This window comes from Streptomyces sp. NPDC053474, from assembly GCF_044544845.1.
In the GTDB taxonomy this organism is placed as follows: domain Bacteria; phylum Actinomycetota; class Actinomycetes; order Streptomycetales; family Streptomycetaceae; genus Streptomyces.
In genome coordinates, this window is sequence record NZ_JBITXV010000016.1 from 140,601 (window position 1) to 155,838 (window position 15,238).

Genomic DNA, 15,238 nt, shown 5'->3' on the forward strand with positions numbered 1-15,238 from the left:
GCCCGCCGCGGGCCCGTGCGCCCCGCCCCTTTCGGTGTCCCGGGCGCTCGTGACCGCGGTGTCGCGCGAGAGCGGTGTGCCGCTCGGCTCGCGCGGTGACCGCCGCGGCCTTCCCGGCAGAGAGAGGACTTCGTCGATGACCGCGATCAACGCCTGGCTGGCCGAGGACTACGCGCAGGTGAACGCGCCCCACATCAAGACGGCGCTCGCCGCCCTCGAACGCGCGGGCGGCGCCCTGGACAAGGGCGGCACCTTCGCCGAGATCGGCTGCGGCACCGGGGAGGTCGCGCGGGCCGTCGCGGAGCGGGGCTTCGACGTGTGGGCCAGCGACGCCTCGCCGTCCATGGTGGCGGCGACCCGGCAGCGGTGCGCCGGGCTCCCCGTGCGCGCCGAGGTCTGCCCGGCCGAGCAACTCCAGCTACCGGAGGGCCAGTTCGACCTCATCCACTCCTCCTGGGTGCTGCACTGGCTGGCCGAGGCCGAGGAGCCGCTGCGCCGGATGGCCCGCGCGCTGCGCCCGGGCGGCCACCTCGTCCTCCAGTGGTCCGGCGCCCAGCCGCGCGGCGACGGCGCGGGCATGTTCGGGATCGTCCGCGAGGTCTCGGGCAGCGCGAAGTGGAAGGACCTGCTCGCCTCGGCGCCACCCGCGATGCGCGACTACCCGGCCGACGAGGTGGCGCGGGTGCTCCAGGAGGCCGGTCTCGAACTGACCGACTACGACCCGGCGATCGTGCACGCGCTCGGCGGGGACGGCGCGATGCCCTCCGACGAGGAGCTGGCGCAGATGCGCCGACGCTACAAGCTGATGGGCTTCGCCACGCAGGCCGACGCGCTCGGCGAGCGCGTCGACGAGTTCGTGGACGAGGTCCTGCGGGCCGCCTTCGCGGCGGGCAAGGCCGGTCTCCACCACGCCAGGATCGTCGCCCGGCGACCGGAGTGAGTCCGGCACGCGGGATCCCCCGTGTCGGAGCGGGACGTTGTGGCAGCCGACCAGCCGACCCGAAGGAATGAGTGCGATGAACGCAGTGGACACCTTCACGCGTCTGCGCGAGTACATGGTGGGGCCCTCGCGGTTCATGATCCTGCTGTCCTGCTTCGAGCTCGGCCTCGTCGACGCGCTGCGCGAGCGGCCCGGGATGACCGCGGCCCAGCTCGGCGAAGCCGTCGGCGCCAAGCCGGACGCCGTGGAGCAACTCCTGCACCTGCCGGTCAAGGAGGGCTTCGTCGCCTTCGACAAGGCCTCCGGCGGCTACTCCCTCGACGCGTTCGCGGGCGTGTCCGCGGCCGACCTCCAGCGGCTGCTCCCCGTGCTGGACATGATCAAGGTCGTCATGCTCCGGCAGATGTTCTACCTCACCGACAGCGTCAGGACCGGCAGCATCGTCGGCCTGGACAAACTGTACGGATTCGAGGGCAACCTCTACGAGGCCGTGGCCGAGCACAAGGACCTGCGCGAGTCCTGGGCGACGATGATGGACGACGTCACCGCCCACATGGACCCCTGGTTCTTCCGCAACATCCACGTCCCGCCGGGCTCGCGGGTGCTCGACCTGGCCGGGAACACCGGGCTCGGCGCGATCCTCGCCCACCGCCTCAAGGCGTCGCCCGGCCTGCGCGTGACGACGTTCGACCTGCCCGAGAAGAAGGACGAGTGCCTGGCGAACTTCCGGGCCCAGGGCGTGGCGGAGCACTGCTCCTTCATCGGCGGCGACGTCTTCGAGAGCGTGCCCAAGGGGTTCGACGTCGTCCTGATCAAGCACTTCCTCGACATGTTCGACAAGGACGACGTGCGGACGATCCTCCACCGCGTCAGCGAGGCGCTGGACGTCGGCGGGAAGGTCAACATCCTCGTGCCGGTCTACCCCGAGGACATCAGGGAGCCCAGCAGCGTCGGCGTCGACATCTTCCCCGCCTACTTCCTCGGCTGCACCATGGGCCAGGGCGGCCCGCAGAAGCTGTCGACGTACCGCAAGTGGCTGGAGGAGGCCGGGTTCCGGGTCACCAGGACGGTCGCCCAGGACCTCACCGCCCTGCCGGGGGCCCTGATCGCCCACGGCATCCTGTGCGCGACGAAGGCCGCCTGACCGCACGCCCCGAGCGCCCGTACGCCGCACCCCCTCGCCCGGCCTCCTGCCAGGGACGAGGGGGTGCGGCGTACGGGCGCTCAGACCAGGCGCAGCGGGAGCGCGTCGACCCGGGTGACGCCGGGCCGCAGGGTCCACCGGATCTCCTCGCGCCGCACCGCCAGAGACAGGTCGGGGAACCGGTCGAACAGCGCGCGCAGCGCCACCTCCGCCTCCTGGAGCGCCAGCGGCGCGCCGAGGCAGTAGTGCGCCCCCTGGCCGAAGCCGAGGTGGCTCTGCCCGGCCCCGCGGCCGACGTCGAGGCGCTCGGGCTCCTCGTACCGGCGCGGGTCGGTGTTGGCGGGCAGGATCAGCGGCATGACCGTGGCGCCCGCCGGGATCGTCACGCCGCCCAGCTCGACGTCCTGTGAGGGGTGCCGGGGCAGTCCCCACTGGGTGGGGCCCAGGCGCATGAGTTCGTTGACCGCCTGCGGCCAGCGGGACGGGTCCGCCCGGACGAGGGCCAGCTGGTCCGGGTTCTCCAGGAGGGCGAGCACCGAGTTGGCGAGCAGGTGCGTCGTCGTCTCGTGCCCGGTGATGACCAGGGTGAAGACGAGGGTGACCAGCTCCCGTTCGGAGAGCCGGTCGCCGTCGTCCTCCTGGGCCTGGATGAGCGCGGAGATCAGGTCGTCGCGCGGCTCGGCGCGGCGCCGCGCGATGGCCTCCAGCATGTGGTCGACGCACTCGCGCATGACCTGCGGGAGGCGCTCGCGGTGCTCCGTGGGCGAGGACAGGCAGTGGCCCCACTCGAACCAGGGCGCGCGGTCCGCCTCGTCGATGCCGACCAGCTCGCAGATCACGGTGAACGGCAGCGGATAGCAGAACGCGGTCAACAGGTCGACGGGGGTGCCGTCGCGCCCCGCGTCGGCCATCGCGTCGAGCAGCGCCGTGGTGATCTCCTCGACCCGCGGGCGCAGCCGGGCCACGCGCCGGGCCGTGAACGCCTTGGAGACCAGGCCGCGCAGCCTGCGGTGGTCCGCGCCGTCGATCTGCATCAGCTTGTCTTCGAGGTAGTCGACCAGGTCGGTGGGGAGGTTGAGCTGGCGCATGATCGTCGTACGGGTGTCCGGGGCGTCCGGCACCGAAGCGGGGTTGTTGTGGAACCTCGGGTCGGTCAGGACCCGGCGTACGTCCTCGTAGCGGGTGACCAGCCACATCGGGCGCCCGCCCATGATCGAGCCGGTCAGGGTCGGCGCCTGCTCGCGCAGCCGCGCGTACGCGCCGAACGGGTCGGCGATCAGGTCCGGCGAGAGCAGGTCGACCGGCTCGGTCGCGTTCTCGGCGGTGGCTGTCATGGGGCTCCCCTTCGGCGTCGAGGAATGGTCACGACTCCTGGGCAGGCTAAGGCCGAAATAGCCGGTGGAGCATCCCTCAACCTGGTAAGGTTTTCCGCTTCTTGACACGTTTCGTACCGTGGAATAGCGTGCCAGCGAATTCCCACGTGCTCGATTGGCCGCGTGGTGGATTTCCCGTGCGATCGCTTTCTCGCGTGACCGATTTCCCACGTGCTCGATTGACCACGTGGTGGAATTCCCCCTCTTCCAACAGCGCGCATGTGCGAGGTTTCCCTTGACGCCGTTCAGCGAAGTGCCTGTGGACCCCGCGGACGCCGACGTCGTCGTCGTGGGCAACGGACCGGTCGGCGCCACGCTCTCGGTGCTGCTCGCCCAGCGCGGCTGGCGCGTGACCGTGCTGGAGCGCCGTCGGCGGCCGTATCCGCTCCCCCGGGCGACCAGCTTCGACGGGGAGACCGCCCGGCTCCTCGCCACCACCGGCATCGGCCCCGGCCTGGGCCGGATCACCGAACCAGCCACCGGCTACCAGTGGCGGACCGCCGCCGGTGCGGCGCTGGTGGACATCCCCTTCACGACGGCGGGCCCCTACGGCTGGCCGGACGCCAACACGATGCACCAGCCCGCCCTGGAGGAGCTGATCGCGGCCAGGGCCGCGGCGCTCGACGGGGTCACGGTCCTGCGCGGCCACGAGGTCGTCGGCATCGCCGACGGCGAGCGGCGGGTGGAGGTGACGGCCGCCACCGGCGACGGCTCCGCCCGCGTCCTGTCCGCGCGGTGGGTCGTGGGCTGCGACGGCGCCAACAGCTTCGTGCGCGACCACCTCGACGTGCCCGTCACCGACCTCGGGTTCTCCTACGAGTGGCTGCTCTGCGACGTCGAGCTGCGCGAGCCGCGCGCGTTCACCCCCACCAACGTGCAGGTCTGCGACCCGGCGAGGCCCACGACGTTGGTGGGCAGCGGCCCCGGGCGGCGGCGCTGGGAGTTCATGCGGCTGCCGGGCGAGAGCGCGGCCGAGCTCACCCGGGACGAGACGGCCTGGCGGCTGCTCGCTCCGTTCGGCGTCACCCCCGACACGGCGACGCTGCTGCGCAGCACCACGTACATCTTCCAGGCCAGTTGGGCCGACCGGTGGCGCGTGGGGCACGTCCTGCTCGCCGGGGACGCGGCCCACCTCATGCCGCCCTTCGCCGGGCAGGGCATGTGTTCCGGCATCCGGGACGTCGTCAACCTGGCGTGGAAGCTGGATCTGACGCTGCGCGGCCGCGCGGCCGCGTCCCTCCTGGACAGCTATGCGCACGAGCGCCGCGCGCAGGCCAAGGAGGCGATCCTGGCCTCGGTCCAGCTGGGGCGGCTGATCTGTGTGACGGACCCCGTGGCCGCCGCCGAGCGGGACGCCACGGTCCTCGCCAACCGGCGCGGCCGCGCCCCGTCGGGGCCGGAGCCCGCGAAGCCGCTGCCCGGCGGACTGCTGCACCGGGGGCCCGCGGCGACCGCGCCCGCGGGCGCGGTCGTCCCCCAGGGGCGCGTGGGCCGGGGCGGCCCGGCCGGTCTCTTCGACGACGTCGTGGGCCGCGGCTTCGTCCTGCTGACCACCGAGGAGCCGGGTGCCGTGCTCGACGCGGAACAGCTGGCCTTCCTCGGCGAGTTGGAGGCCCACGTGGTGCGGCTGCTGCCGCCGGGAGCCAGGGCGGGCCAGGCGCCGGGCGCCACCGTGGAGGTGGTGGACACCGACGACGTCTACCGGCCGTATCTGGCCCGGTGCGCGGCGACGGCGCTGCTCGTCCGCCCGGACTACCACGTCTTCGGCGCCGCGAACGGCCCCGACGGCATCCGCGAGTTGCTCGACGACCTGCGGGAGCGGCTGTACGCCCCGCTTCCGACCGGCGTGCCGCACGGGGCGAGCTGACGGGCCGTCGCGGGTGCCCCCGGGCGCACGCCCGGCCGCGCCGGGGCCGGACCCCGGCGCGGCGGGGCGGCTCAGGCCAGGCGCAGCGGAAGCTCCGCGACCCGGGTGAAGCCGGGCCGCAGGGCCCACGGGATCTCCTCGCGCTTCACCGCAAGGGACAGGTCGGGGAACCGGTCGAACAGCGCCTGGAGCGCCACCTCGGCCTCCAGATACGCCAGCGGCGCGCCCAGGCAGTGGTGCGCGCCCATCCCGAAGCCCACGTGGCTCGCCGCGCCCCTGCGCACGTCGAGGCGCTCGGGGTCCGGGTACTTGCGCGGGTCGGTGTTCGCGGCCAGGAGCAGCGGAGTGACCGCCGAGCCCGCCGGGATGCGCACGCCGCTCAGCTCCATCTCCTGCGCCGCGTAGCGGGGCTGCGCGAACTGGGAGGGGCCCAGGCGCATGAGTTCCCGCACGGCGGGCTGCCAGCGGGAGGGGTCCGCGCGCAGCAGGGCCAGCTGGTCCGGGTTCTCCAGGAGGGCGAGCACCGAGTTGCCGAGGAGATACGTCGTCGACTCGTGCCCGGCGGTCACCATGGTGAAGACGAGGGTGACCATCTCCCGGTCGGAGAGCCGGTCGCCGTCGTCCTCCTGGGCCTGGACGAGTGCCGAGATCAGGTCGTCGCGCGGCTCGGCGCGGCGGCGTTCGATCACGTCCGTGACGTGTGCGGCGCACTCGCGCAGGATGGTCGGGAGGTGCTCGACCTGCATCAGGGACAGCACGCGCCCCCAGCCCGACCACTGCGGGCGGTCCGCCTCGTCGATGCCGACCAGCTCGCAGATCACGGCGATGGGCACCGGGTAGCAGAACGACTCCACGAGGTCGACGGGCGTGCCGTCGCGGCCCGCGTCGGCCATGCCGTCGAGCAGCCGCGCGGTGAGCTGCTCGATGCGCGGGCGCATCTCGGCGACCCGCCGCGCGGTGAACGCGCGGGAGACCAGCTTGCGCAGCCGGGCGTGCGGGGCGCCGTCGAGGTTCATCATCGCCTTGGCGATGAGGTCCTCCACGTCGGACGGGATGTTGAGCTGCTTCAGGATCGCGTGCTCGCCGTCCGGGTCGCCGCCCCGCACGGACGACGGGTCGGTGACGAACCGCGGGTCGGTGAGGACCAGGCGCACGTCGTCGTAGCCGGTGACGAGCCACATCGGTGACCCCAGGACCGTGCCCGCGAGGACCGGTGCCTGCTCCCGCATCCGCGCGTACTTCGCGAAGGGGTCGGCCGTCAGGTCCGGCGAGAGCAGGTCGATCGGCTGGGTCGTGTTCTCGGTGGTGGCTGTCATGGGTCTACCCCTTCTGCGTCAAGGAAAATGGACCGGCCGACCCACCACCGTGAGACAGGAACACGGGACGGGCATTGCCGTGCGATGCGGTGAAGTCCGACGGCCCCTTTTCCTCCCGTACGCCGTCACTTTCTCCCGTATGCCGTCACGCCGCGGCGCGTTCCGTGCCGACGCCTCGATACAGTCCGGCTCTTCGGGACGATAGGCCAGCCACGGCTGGTTGAGCATCCCCCGACCTGATAAGGAATGACGCGCTGCTTTCCTGGTTCTCTGGGGAAAGGGACCGGTTTTATGGGTCAGGGAAGGGGCGGCGCGCGAGCAAGCGGGCCAGGGACACCGCGCCGTGCAGCGAGGACAGGCCGCCGAGGGCGGCCTCCTCCACGGGCAGCGGGGGCCTGCCCGGGCGGGCCAGCTCCGTGACGTGGTCGGCGACGAGCCCGGCGAACCCGGGGACGCCGTTCGCGAAGCCGCCGCCGACGCGGACGAGGCGCGGCTGGACCAGCTCCTGGACGCCCACCGCGGCGGCCGCCAGGGCCCGGCAGGTCCTGCGCAGCGCGGTGACGGCCCAGGGCCGCCCGTCGCCCCAGGCCTTGACCAGGTCGTCGAAGGAGGCCGTGCTCCCCCGCTGTCTGCTCGCGCGGCGCAGCGTCGCCGGGCCCGAGGCCACGGCCTGGAGGCACCCCCGGCGGCCGCAGCCGCACCGCGGACCGCCCAGCTCGACGACCATGTGCCCGACCTCGAAGGAGCCGCGGCCCAGGCCGGGGCACGGCTCGCCCCCGAGGACGAGGCCGCCGCCGACGCCCGTACCGACGCCGAGGTAGAGCAGGTCGTCGCAGCCCGAGGACCGGGACTCCGCGAGCGCGCCGAGGTCGCCGTCGTCCGCCCAGGCGACGGCCGCCCCGGGGAACAGGGGGCGCAGGGCCGCGCCCAGGTCCGTGCCGGTCCACTCCGGCCGACTCGGCCAGGCGGTGACGCGCTCGGCCGGTCCGACCGTGGCGGGCATCGCGACACCCACCGCCCGCAGGGAGACACCGAGGTCGGCCCGTAACTCGGCTACCTGTGCGGCGAGTTGGCCGAGGTCCCGGGCGGCGCTGTGGCGCGGGGGCCACGAGAACGCCCGCTCGTGGACGCACCTGTCGCCGGTCTCCACTCGGAGGGCGACCTTGGTGCCGCCGATGTCGACGCCCAGGTACGAGGCGTCCTCCTCACCGTCGCCCCCGCCGATGCCCATGCCGTTCGCCCGCCTCAGGCGCCGGGCACGGGCGGGCACAGGTCCAGCAGGTCGGCCGGGCGGTGCAGGACGGCGTCCGGCCCGGCGGCGAGCAGCTCGTCCGCGTCGTCGACGGCCCACAGCGCGGCGACCGAGGTCACGTTGGCGCCCTGGGCGCTGGCGAGGTCGGTCGGCGCGTCACCCACCATGACGGCCTCCTCGGCGGTCACGCCCAGCAGGCGCAGGGCCTGCTCCACGATGTCCGGCGCGGGCTTGGGCCGGGGCACCTCGTCCGAGCCGAGGACATGGGCGAAGAACGGGAGCAGGCCCAGCTGTTCGAGGAGGGAGCGCGCCCGCGGCCCGCTCTTGCCGGTGGCCACCGCGAGCTTGAGCCCGCGTACGCGCAGGGTCAAGAGCAGCTCGACGACGCCCTCGAAGACCGGCACCTTGGGGGCGAGGCGGTAGCTCTCACGGACGAACGGCTCCTCCATCTCCAGGGGCAGGCCCATGATCCGCATGATGTCCGGGAAGTAGCGCCCCAAGTGCCGCCGGTACTCGTCGAAGGGCGCCGGGCCCTCGCCGACGACCTCCTTGTAGGCGATCGCGAACGCCTCGTACATCACCGCGAAGCTGTCGACGATGACGCCGTCCAGGTCGAAGACCACGGCGCGCCTGACGGGCACGAGCGTGTCCGTCGCGGTCGCCGTCGGCCCCGTCCCCGCGCTGATGCCGTCCACCGCGTCGGCCGGATCTCCCGAAGCCGCTGGTGTCACTGGCTCTCCCCCGTCCATCGCCCCGCGGGCACGCCGTCGCGCGGGTGCGCGGAGCGGGCCGAGGCGTAGAAGTCCTCGATGACGCGGACCGTCGTGCGGGCCTCGGCGATGGCCCGGCCGCGGCTGTCCGGTTCCTTCAGGACGGCGGCGAGGCCGTCCAGCTGGCGCCGGTACTCGTCGCCGATCGGCTCGTCCGGCACCGGGACCCGCGTGGTGGTGCCTTCGCGCGTCAGCGTCAGGACGGGCTCGGGGTCGCGGTGGGGGCTGAAGCCGAAGGTGCAGCGCAGCTCGGCGGTGCCCGCGCTGCCCGCGAACTGGATCCGGGTGACGTCCAGGGCCTCGTGGGACGCCCAGCCCGCGCGCAGACCCACGGAGATCCCGTCGGCGCGGACGAGGAAGCCCCGCGCGGTGTCCTCGACGTCGCCGGCGGCCTCGGCGCCGGGCCGGTCGTGCCGCCAGGCCGCACCCCAGGCCGGGGCGTTGACGAAGTCGCTCGACGTCACGCCGACGACCTGGGTGAAGGGGGCCGGGCCGAGCAGCGCGGCGAGCGTGTCGAACAGGTGCCAGCCGAGGTCGAAGAGGACCCCGCCGCCCGCCTCGCCGCGCCGGGTGAACCAGCCGCCCGCCCTCGGCACGCCGCGCGCCCTGACCCAGGACAGCTCGGCGTGCCGGACGTGTCCGAGGTCCGGCACCAGGGCCGCGAGGGCCGCCACGTCGCCGCGGTGGGGGGCCGCGCTGCCCGCGAGGAGCGTGGCCCCGCCCGCGCGTTCGGCGGCGGCCAGGGCGTCGGCCTCGGCGGTGGTCAGGCACACCGGCTTCTCCAGGAAGACGGAGACGCCCCGGCCGAGGAGGGCTCCCGCCACCTCGGCGTGCAGATGGTTGGGTACGGCGACGACGGCGAGGTCGACGTCCGCCGCGCTGAGCGCGTCCGCCGCCGGGTGCACGGGAACGCCCGGCGGGGCCTCGAACGCCGCGCGTGCCGCGGCCTCGGTGTCGACGAGGGCCACCACGTCGAAGTCGGCGTGCGCGCGCAGCCGGGGCGCCCAGAGCTCCCGGCCCGCCCAGCCGAGTCCGACGACGGCCGTCCTGACGCTCATATGACGGCCACGGCGTCCGCGACGATCGCGGCGGTCTCGTGCAGGGCCTGCTCCTCGGCGAGCAGCACCCGGTGGTGGAGCCAGACGCAGTCCTGGCTGATGGCCTCGGTGCGGGGGCAGCGCTCGGCGACCTCGTCGGGGGTCTCGTCGGGCGCGCCGAACTCCCAGAAGGCGGCGGTGCGGTAGATCGCGCGGAAGCCCGCGAACGCCGGGACGCCCACCTCGACGAGCCGGTCGACGAGGGCGTTGCGCTCCTCTTCACCGATGCCGGGGACCCGGAACATCGCCATGTAGTGGGAGGGGAAGTCGGTGCGCTCGTCACCGCGCTGCGGGGTCACTCCGTCGATCGCGCCGAGGAGCCCGGAAAGGAGTGCCCAGCGCTTCTGACGGGTGCTCACCTGCTGGTCGAGGCGGCCGAGCTGGGCCCGGAGCACCGCCGCCGAGAACTCGTTGAGCCGCAGATTGGATCCGGCGATCTGGTGCAGGTACCTGCGGTCGGTGCGGGGCCGCCCGCAGCTGTGCCGCAGGAACGCGGTCTCGTACAGCTCGGTGTCGGGGAACAGGACGGCGCCGCCCTCACCGGCGGTCATCAGCTTGCCGTTCTGGAAGCTGAACGCGGCGACGGAGCCGAGTTCGCCGACGCGCTTCCCGCGCCAGCGGGCGCCGTGGGCGTGCGCGGCGTCCTGGAGCAGCGGCACGCCCGTGTCGGCGGAGAGCTTGGCCAGGGCGTCCATGTCCGCCATGAAGCCCGCCATGTGCACGGGCATGATCACCCGGGTCCTGGGGGTCACGGCGGCGGCGGTCGCCGCCACGTCGAGGGAGTACGTGTCCTCGTCGACGTCCACGGGTACGGCGACCGCGCCGAGGCGCTGCGCCGCCTGGGAGGAGGAGATGAAGGTGAAGGCCGGGACGATGACCTCGGTGCCGGGGCCGACGCCCATGCACTGGAGGGCGAGTTCGAGGGCGTGCGTGCCGTTCGTGACCGCGAGGGCGTGGGGGGCGCCGTGGTGCTCGGCGAACTCCCGCTCGAAGGAGTCGACTTCGCTGCCGCCCATCCGCCACCACTGGCCCTGTTCGAGGGCGCGGACGAGTCCTTCCCGCTCCCGCACGTCGTACTGCGGCCACGCGGGGTACTCCGGCGCCTGTCGCACGTTCATGTGTCTCCAACCATGGGTGGGCTCGACGCGGGGTGCGGGACGGTCGGGGCCGCGTGCCGCGGAGGGGGACGCGGGCGCACGTGGGCACACTCGCCGTCGAGATCGCGGACGTCGCGCACACTCCGCCCCGTGCGGCGTCATGTGTCGGAAGAAAAGCTGACCAACAGGTCCAAAGTAGAGGCCCGGTGGCGCCCCCGCATCCCTCGGTCAGGTAGTCGGCGCCGCCGCTAGGCGAGGCCGAAGAAGGCCTGATAGGCGTCCAGTTGGCCCTCCAGCATGTGGATGCCGTGATGGACGGGGTGTCCCAGGGCGGCCGCCTCGCGCAGGAGCCTGGTCTCGCGGGGCTTCATGACGATGTCGGCCACCACGCCGCCCGGCCGCAGGCAGTCCGGCGGGAAGGGCAGCGGGTCGTCGGGGCGCAGCCCGAGCGGGGTGGCGTTCACGGCGATGTCGGCGCCCCGCGGGTGCGGTCCGGTCAGCGCGCGGACCCGGCCGGGCCAGTGCGCGTCGAGACGGGCGACGAGGGCGCCGAGCCTCGCGGTGTCCGTGTCGTACGCGGAGAGGCGGTCGACGCCCGCCGTAAGGAGGGCCGCGGCGATGGCGCTGCCCGCGCCGCCCGTTCCGACGAGCGCCACGTGGGCGCCCTTGGGGTCGTGTCCGGCGGCGACGAGGCCCGTCACGAAGCCCGAGCCGTCGAAGTTCTCCGCGAGCCAGCCGCCGTCGGCCTCCCGGCGCAGCACGTTGGCGCTGCCGACGATGTCCACGGTCGGGCCCCGCCGGTCGGCGAGCGCGCGTACGGCCGCCTTGTGCGGGACGGTGACGAACATGCCGTCGAGGTTGTCGATCCGCCGCAGGCCGCGTACGACGGCTTCGAGGTGCGGCGGCCGGGCGTGCACCGGCACGAGCACCGCGTCCCGGCCGAGGCGCGCAAAGAGCGGGTTCATCAGGGCGGGCGACTGGACCTGGGCGACGGGGTCGCCCAGGACGGCGTACAGCCGGGTGGTGCCCGTGATGGGCGGGGCGGGTGGGTGTCCGGGGGCGGTCGAGTGTCCCTTGGCGGGTGGGTGCTCCTTGGCGGCAGGGCATTCCTTGGCTGGTGGGTGTCCGGTCATCGCAGTCTTACCTCTCTGTCCGTGGCACCGGCCGCCGCCAGCTCCGCGACGGTGGTGGCGAGTTCCATCGACTGCTCCGCGTTGAGGCGCGGGTCGCAGGCCGTGCGGTAGCGGGCGGGCAGGTCGGCCTCGGTGAGGCCGCGGGGACCGCCGAGGCACTCCGTGACGTCGTCGCCGGTGAGCTCGACGTGCAGGCCGCCGGGGTGGGTGCCCAGGCGCCGGTGCACCTCGAAGAACCCGGAGACCTCGTCGGCGATGTGCTGGAGCGCGCGGGTCTTGTGGCCGCCCGCCGACGTGTACGTGTTGCCGTGCATCGGGTCGCAGCTCCAGATCACCTGGTGGCCGGAGGCGGTGACCTTCTCCACGATCGCGGGCAGGACGGCGCGGACCCGGGTGTGCCCCATGCGGCTGATCAGTGTGAGGCGTCCCGGTTCGCCGTGCGGGTCGAGCCTGCGCACGTAGGCGAGGGCCTGCTCCGGGGTGGTGCGGGGGCCGAGCTTGAGGCCGATCGGGTTGGACAGGAGCTCCGCGAGCGCGATGTGCGCGCCGTCGGGGTCGCGGGTGCGCTCGCCGACCCACAGGAAGTGCGCGAGGCCGCTGGCGAGCCGGGGCTCGGGGCCGCCGAGGTCCGCCCGCAGCGAGGTCCGCTCGTAGTCGAGCACGAGCGCCTCGTGGCTGACGTAGAGCTCGCCGTCGTCGTCGGGCCGTGCCCGCGTGCCGGTCCTGAAGTCCCGGACCACGGCCATGGCGTCCGCCGCGTCGGCGCGGGCCCGCAGCATCCGGGAGGGGTCCGGCGTGCGGGCCGCGGGCGTGGGCTCGATCGAGTTGACCAGGTCGCCGCGGTAGACGGGAAGGCCCCGCGCGTCCAGGGGCCGGGAGCGCGGCTTGGCGTACTGCCCGGCCATCCGGGCGACCGTGACGACGGGCCGCCCCGCGCGGCGGGCGAGCACCGCGGCCATGTCCGTGAGCAGGCCCAGGTTGGCCCGCTGGTGGGCCTCGGTGTTCTCGGCGAAGGCTTCGGCGCAGTCGCCGCCCTGGAGCAGGAACGCCTCGCCGTGCGCGACCGCGGCGAGGCGCTCCGCCAGGCGCGCGGTCTCGGCGGGGGTCACGAGCGGCTCGGCCCGGCTCAGGGCCGCCACCACGGCTTGCGCCCGCTCCGGGTCCGGCCAGTCCGGCTGCTGCGCGACCGGCCTGGCCAGGGCCGCCGCGAGCCGGTCGGCCAGGAGGCGGTGCGCGGGTCCTGCCTCGGGCTGGGGCGGGCGGCTCATGCCCTGGCCGCTTCGGCCGCGACAACCCCGGGCTCGGCGGCGCCGACGAGCTCGGCGAGGGGCGCCCGGGGCATCTCTTCCAGGACGCGGGCGACGGCCTCCCGGGGCACGTCGCTCACCAGCTCGGCGCCGTCCGGGCCGTCCAGGGCGAAGGCGAGGCCGGTGAGCGCCTTCTTGTCGTGCCGCATCAGCCGCAGCAGGGCGGCGGGGTCGGACTCGGCGGGCAGCGCGGCGGGCAGCCCGTAGTGCTGGACGACGTCCTGGTGTTCCGCCACCCGGGCCGGGCCGATCCGGCCCAGGGCACCGGCGAGGCGGCCCGCGAAGACCGTGCCGACGGCCACCGCCTCGCCGTGGCGCAGGGCGTAGCCGGTCTCCTTCTCCAGGGCGTGGCCCAGCGTGTGGCCGTAGTTGAGGATGTGCCGCACCCCGGTGTCCCGCTCGTCCGCCTCCACGATGCGGGCCTTGAGGGTGACGCTCGCGGTGATCTGCTCCACGAGCGGAAGGCCGCGCAGGTCGGCGGCGCCGATGAAGTGGCAGCGGGCGATCTCCCCGAGCCCGTTCAGGAGTTCCCTGCGCGGCAGGGTCGCGAGGTAGTCGGTGTCGCACAGCACCGCGCTGGGCTGCCAGTAGGCCCCGACGAGGTTCTTCCCGGCGGGCAGGTTCACCGCCGTCTTGCCGCCGACGCTGGCGTCGACCTGGGCGAGCAGCGTGGTGGGCAGGTGCACCACGGGCACGCCCCGGTGGTACAGCGCCGCCGCGAGGCCGACCACGTCGGTGGTCGTCCCGCCGCCGCAGGACACGACGACGTCGGACCGGGTGAGTCCGAACCGTACGAACTCCCCGCACAGCGCCTCCACCGTGGCGAGGGTCTTCTCCCGTTCCCCGTCGCGGGCCGGCAGCAGCAGCGTCTCGACGCCGGTGTCGGGCACCCACTCCCGCGGGCGTGCCGACACGACGACGGCCCGCCTGGCGCCGAGGCGCCGGACCACGTCGGTGAGCGACGCGCGTACCCCCGGGCCGATCAGCACGTCGTACGCGTGGTCGGTGAGGCGCAGCGGTACGGAAGCCATCTTGTCCCCCTTCGGGGCGCCGCGCGGGCGTGCGCGCGGCGCGAGGTCAGCTGAATTCGCCGGACAGAATGCGGAAGACCAGGTCGCGGTGTTCGTCGTCGTCCTTGATCGTGCGCACGTCCTCGCGGCCGCCGCGGACCGTCAGGCAGCGCCGCCCCTTCAGGACGACCTGGCCGTCGTCGAAGGTGCGCCCGCACAGGACGTCCAGGCCGTCGTGCGCCCCGGTGGTCGCCTCGATCTCCGTGAAGATGCGGTCCGTTCCGCGCGCGATCGGGCACGCGTCGGGCGGGGCGGCGGTGACCGCGTACTCCCGGTTGAGGAGCTCCTCCAGTTCCCTCCAGTCGCTCCACTGCCGGGGCTTCGTCGTGAAGGTGTAGACGACGCTCCACCGGCTGACCCGCCCCCGGCGCTGGAGGGCGAACCCGGACGCGTTCTCGACCAGGCGGTACTGGCATCCGTACTGGGTCTGCACCACGTCGGTGATCCGCAGCGGCTCGATGTAGTGGGGCCCCGGGTAGCCGACGTCGACGAGCCACTCCTCGCCGTCCAGGGCGACCCGGCTGAACATGTGCTCCACGTCCAGCCCGAAGTTCTCCCGGCCTTCGGCGGTGCTGGCCGCCAGCAGCGTGACGTCGTAGCCGAGTTCACCGAGCAGCCGGTGGAAGAGCCGGGCCAGCTGGAAGCAGGTGCCGCCGTGCCCGTCGACGACGCTCGTCTCGAACAGGGCGTCCTCGTCGAGGTCGACGAGGCGGATCCCGTCGCGCAGGTCCTGGGCGGCGCCGTTGTAGGGAATCGCCATGAGGTGGCTCTTGTGCAGCTTCCGCAGCGTCGCGGCGTCCACGCCGGTCTCCGTGCCGCAGCCGATCCGCTGGAGGTAGTCGCTCACGTCGAACACGTCGTCGCCTCTTTCC

General features: G+C 73.8%; 13 protein-coding genes. 3 read left to right on the forward strand and 10 right to left on the reverse strand.

The features are described 5' to 3' along the window. Positions 1–136: 136 nt before the first annotated feature. Positions 137–940: a class I SAM-dependent methyltransferase gene (locus tag ACIG3E_RS32170; RefSeq protein ID WP_399623087.1), complete on the forward strand. Its 804-nt coding sequence runs from the start codon at positions 137–139 to the stop codon at positions 938–940. A gap of 76 nt (positions 941–1,016) precedes the next feature. Beyond that, a complete protein-coding gene (locus tag ACIG3E_RS32175; RefSeq protein ID WP_399623088.1) occupies positions 1,017–2,084 on the forward strand; it encodes a methyltransferase in 1,068 nt (355 codons plus the stop codon). A gap of 80 nt (positions 2,085–2,164) precedes the next feature. Here the strand turns inward: ACIG3E_RS32175 and ACIG3E_RS32180 are convergent, their stop codons facing one another. Further along, positions 2,165–3,418 carry a cytochrome P450 gene (locus ACIG3E_RS32180; RefSeq protein WP_399623089.1) on the reverse strand — a complete coding sequence of 418 codons (1,254 nt, stop codon included), beginning with the start codon at positions 3,416–3,418 and terminating at the stop codon, positions 2,165–2,167. Positions 3,419–3,716: 298 nt separating this feature from the next. Between ACIG3E_RS32180 and ACIG3E_RS32185 the strand changes: the two genes are divergently transcribed. Continuing rightward, the gene (locus tag ACIG3E_RS32185; protein ID WP_399623090.1) at positions 3,717–5,324 is read left to right on the forward strand and encodes a bifunctional 3-(3-hydroxy-phenyl)propionate/3-hydroxycinnamic acid hydroxylase; all 1,608 of its coding nucleotides are present in this window, start codon (positions 3,717–3,719) and stop codon (positions 5,322–5,324) included. Positions 5,325–5,395: 71 nt separating this feature from the next. On the opposite strand, the gene ACIG3E_RS32190 is transcribed toward ACIG3E_RS32185, so the two are convergent. From ACIG3E_RS32190 to ACIG3E_RS32230, 9 genes are all read right to left on the reverse strand, one after another. Beyond that, positions 5,396–6,640 (reverse strand): cytochrome P450, encoded by a 1,245-nt coding sequence (locus tag ACIG3E_RS32190; RefSeq protein ID WP_399623091.1) that lies wholly within the window; start codon positions 6,638–6,640, stop codon positions 5,396–5,398. A gap of 289 nt (positions 6,641–6,929) precedes the next feature. After that, positions 6,930–7,871, reverse strand: coding sequence for an ROK family protein (locus tag ACIG3E_RS32195; RefSeq protein WP_399623092.1), 942 nt, complete (start codon positions 7,869–7,871; stop codon positions 6,930–6,932). 14 nt (positions 7,872–7,885) lie between these two features. Further along, positions 7,886–8,578, reverse strand: coding sequence for an HAD-IA family hydrolase (locus ACIG3E_RS32200; RefSeq protein ID WP_399623137.1), 693 nt, complete (start codon positions 8,576–8,578; stop codon positions 7,886–7,888). A 41-nt stretch (positions 8,579–8,619) separates the two neighbouring features. Continuing rightward, the gene (locus ACIG3E_RS32205; RefSeq protein ID WP_399623093.1) at positions 8,620–9,720 is read right to left on the reverse strand and encodes a Gfo/Idh/MocA family protein; all 1,101 of its coding nucleotides are present in this window, start codon (positions 9,718–9,720) and stop codon (positions 8,620–8,622) included. Continuing rightward, positions 9,717–10,877, reverse strand: coding sequence for a 3-amino-5-hydroxybenzoate synthase (gene rifK / locus ACIG3E_RS32210; RefSeq protein WP_399623094.1), 1,161 nt, complete (start codon positions 10,875–10,877; stop codon positions 9,717–9,719). Before rifK ends, ACIG3E_RS32205 begins: the two co-directional genes overlap by 4 nt. Before the next feature lie 227 nt (positions 10,878–11,104). Further along, entirely contained in the window at positions 11,105–11,989 is an 885-nt protein-coding gene (locus ACIG3E_RS32215; protein WP_399623095.1) for a shikimate dehydrogenase family protein, read from the reverse strand. Beyond that, the gene (locus ACIG3E_RS32220; protein ID WP_399623096.1) at positions 11,986–13,257 is read right to left on the reverse strand and encodes a 3-deoxy-7-phosphoheptulonate synthase; all 1,272 of its coding nucleotides are present in this window, start codon (positions 13,255–13,257) and stop codon (positions 11,986–11,988) included. The genes ACIG3E_RS32215 and ACIG3E_RS32220 overlap by 4 nt, the downstream gene beginning before the upstream one ends. Then, entirely contained in the window at positions 13,254–14,327 is a 1,074-nt protein-coding gene (locus ACIG3E_RS32225) for a 3-dehydroquinate synthase family protein (protein ID WP_399623097.1), read from the reverse strand. The genes ACIG3E_RS32220 and ACIG3E_RS32225 overlap by 4 nt, the downstream gene beginning before the upstream one ends. Positions 14,328–14,373: 46 nt before the next feature. After that, a complete protein-coding gene (locus ACIG3E_RS32230) occupies positions 14,374–15,222 on the reverse strand; it encodes an arylamine N-acetyltransferase (RefSeq protein WP_399623098.1) in 849 nt (282 codons plus the stop codon). Positions 15,223–15,238 lie beyond the last annotated feature (16 nt).

Coding starts and splice junctions, on each gene's coding strand:
- ACIG3E_RS32170 (WP_399623087.1), top strand. CDS start 137: ATGACCGCGATCAACGCCTGGCTGGCCGAGGACTACGCGCAGGTGAAC.
- ACIG3E_RS32175 (WP_399623088.1), top strand. CDS start 1,017: ATGAACGCAGTGGACACCTTCACGCGTCTGCGCGAGTACATGGTGGGG.
- ACIG3E_RS32180 (WP_399623089.1), bottom strand. CDS start 3,418: ATGACAGCCACCGCCGAGAACGCGACCGAGCCGGTCGACCTGCTCTCG.
- ACIG3E_RS32190 (WP_399623091.1), bottom strand. CDS start 6,640: ATGACAGCCACCACCGAGAACACGACCCAGCCGATCGACCTGCTCTCG.
- ACIG3E_RS32195 (WP_399623092.1), bottom strand. CDS start 7,871: ATGGGCATCGGCGGGGGCGACGGTGAGGAGGACGCCTCGTACCTGGGC.
- ACIG3E_RS32205 (WP_399623093.1), bottom strand. CDS start 9,720: ATGAGCGTCAGGACGGCCGTCGTCGGACTCGGCTGGGCGGGCCGGGAG.
- rifK (WP_399623094.1), bottom strand. CDS start 10,877: ATGAACGTGCGACAGGCGCCGGAGTACCCCGCGTGGCCGCAGTACGAC.
- ACIG3E_RS32215 (WP_399623095.1), bottom strand. CDS start 11,989: ATGACCGGACACCCACCAGCCAAGGAATGCCCTGCCGCCAAGGAGCAC.
- ACIG3E_RS32220 (WP_399623096.1), bottom strand. CDS start 13,257: ATGAGCCGCCCGCCCCAGCCCGAGGCAGGACCCGCGCACCGCCTCCTG.
- ACIG3E_RS32225 (WP_399623097.1), bottom strand. CDS start 14,327: ATGGCTTCCGTACCGCTGCGCCTCACCGACCACGCGTACGACGTGCTG.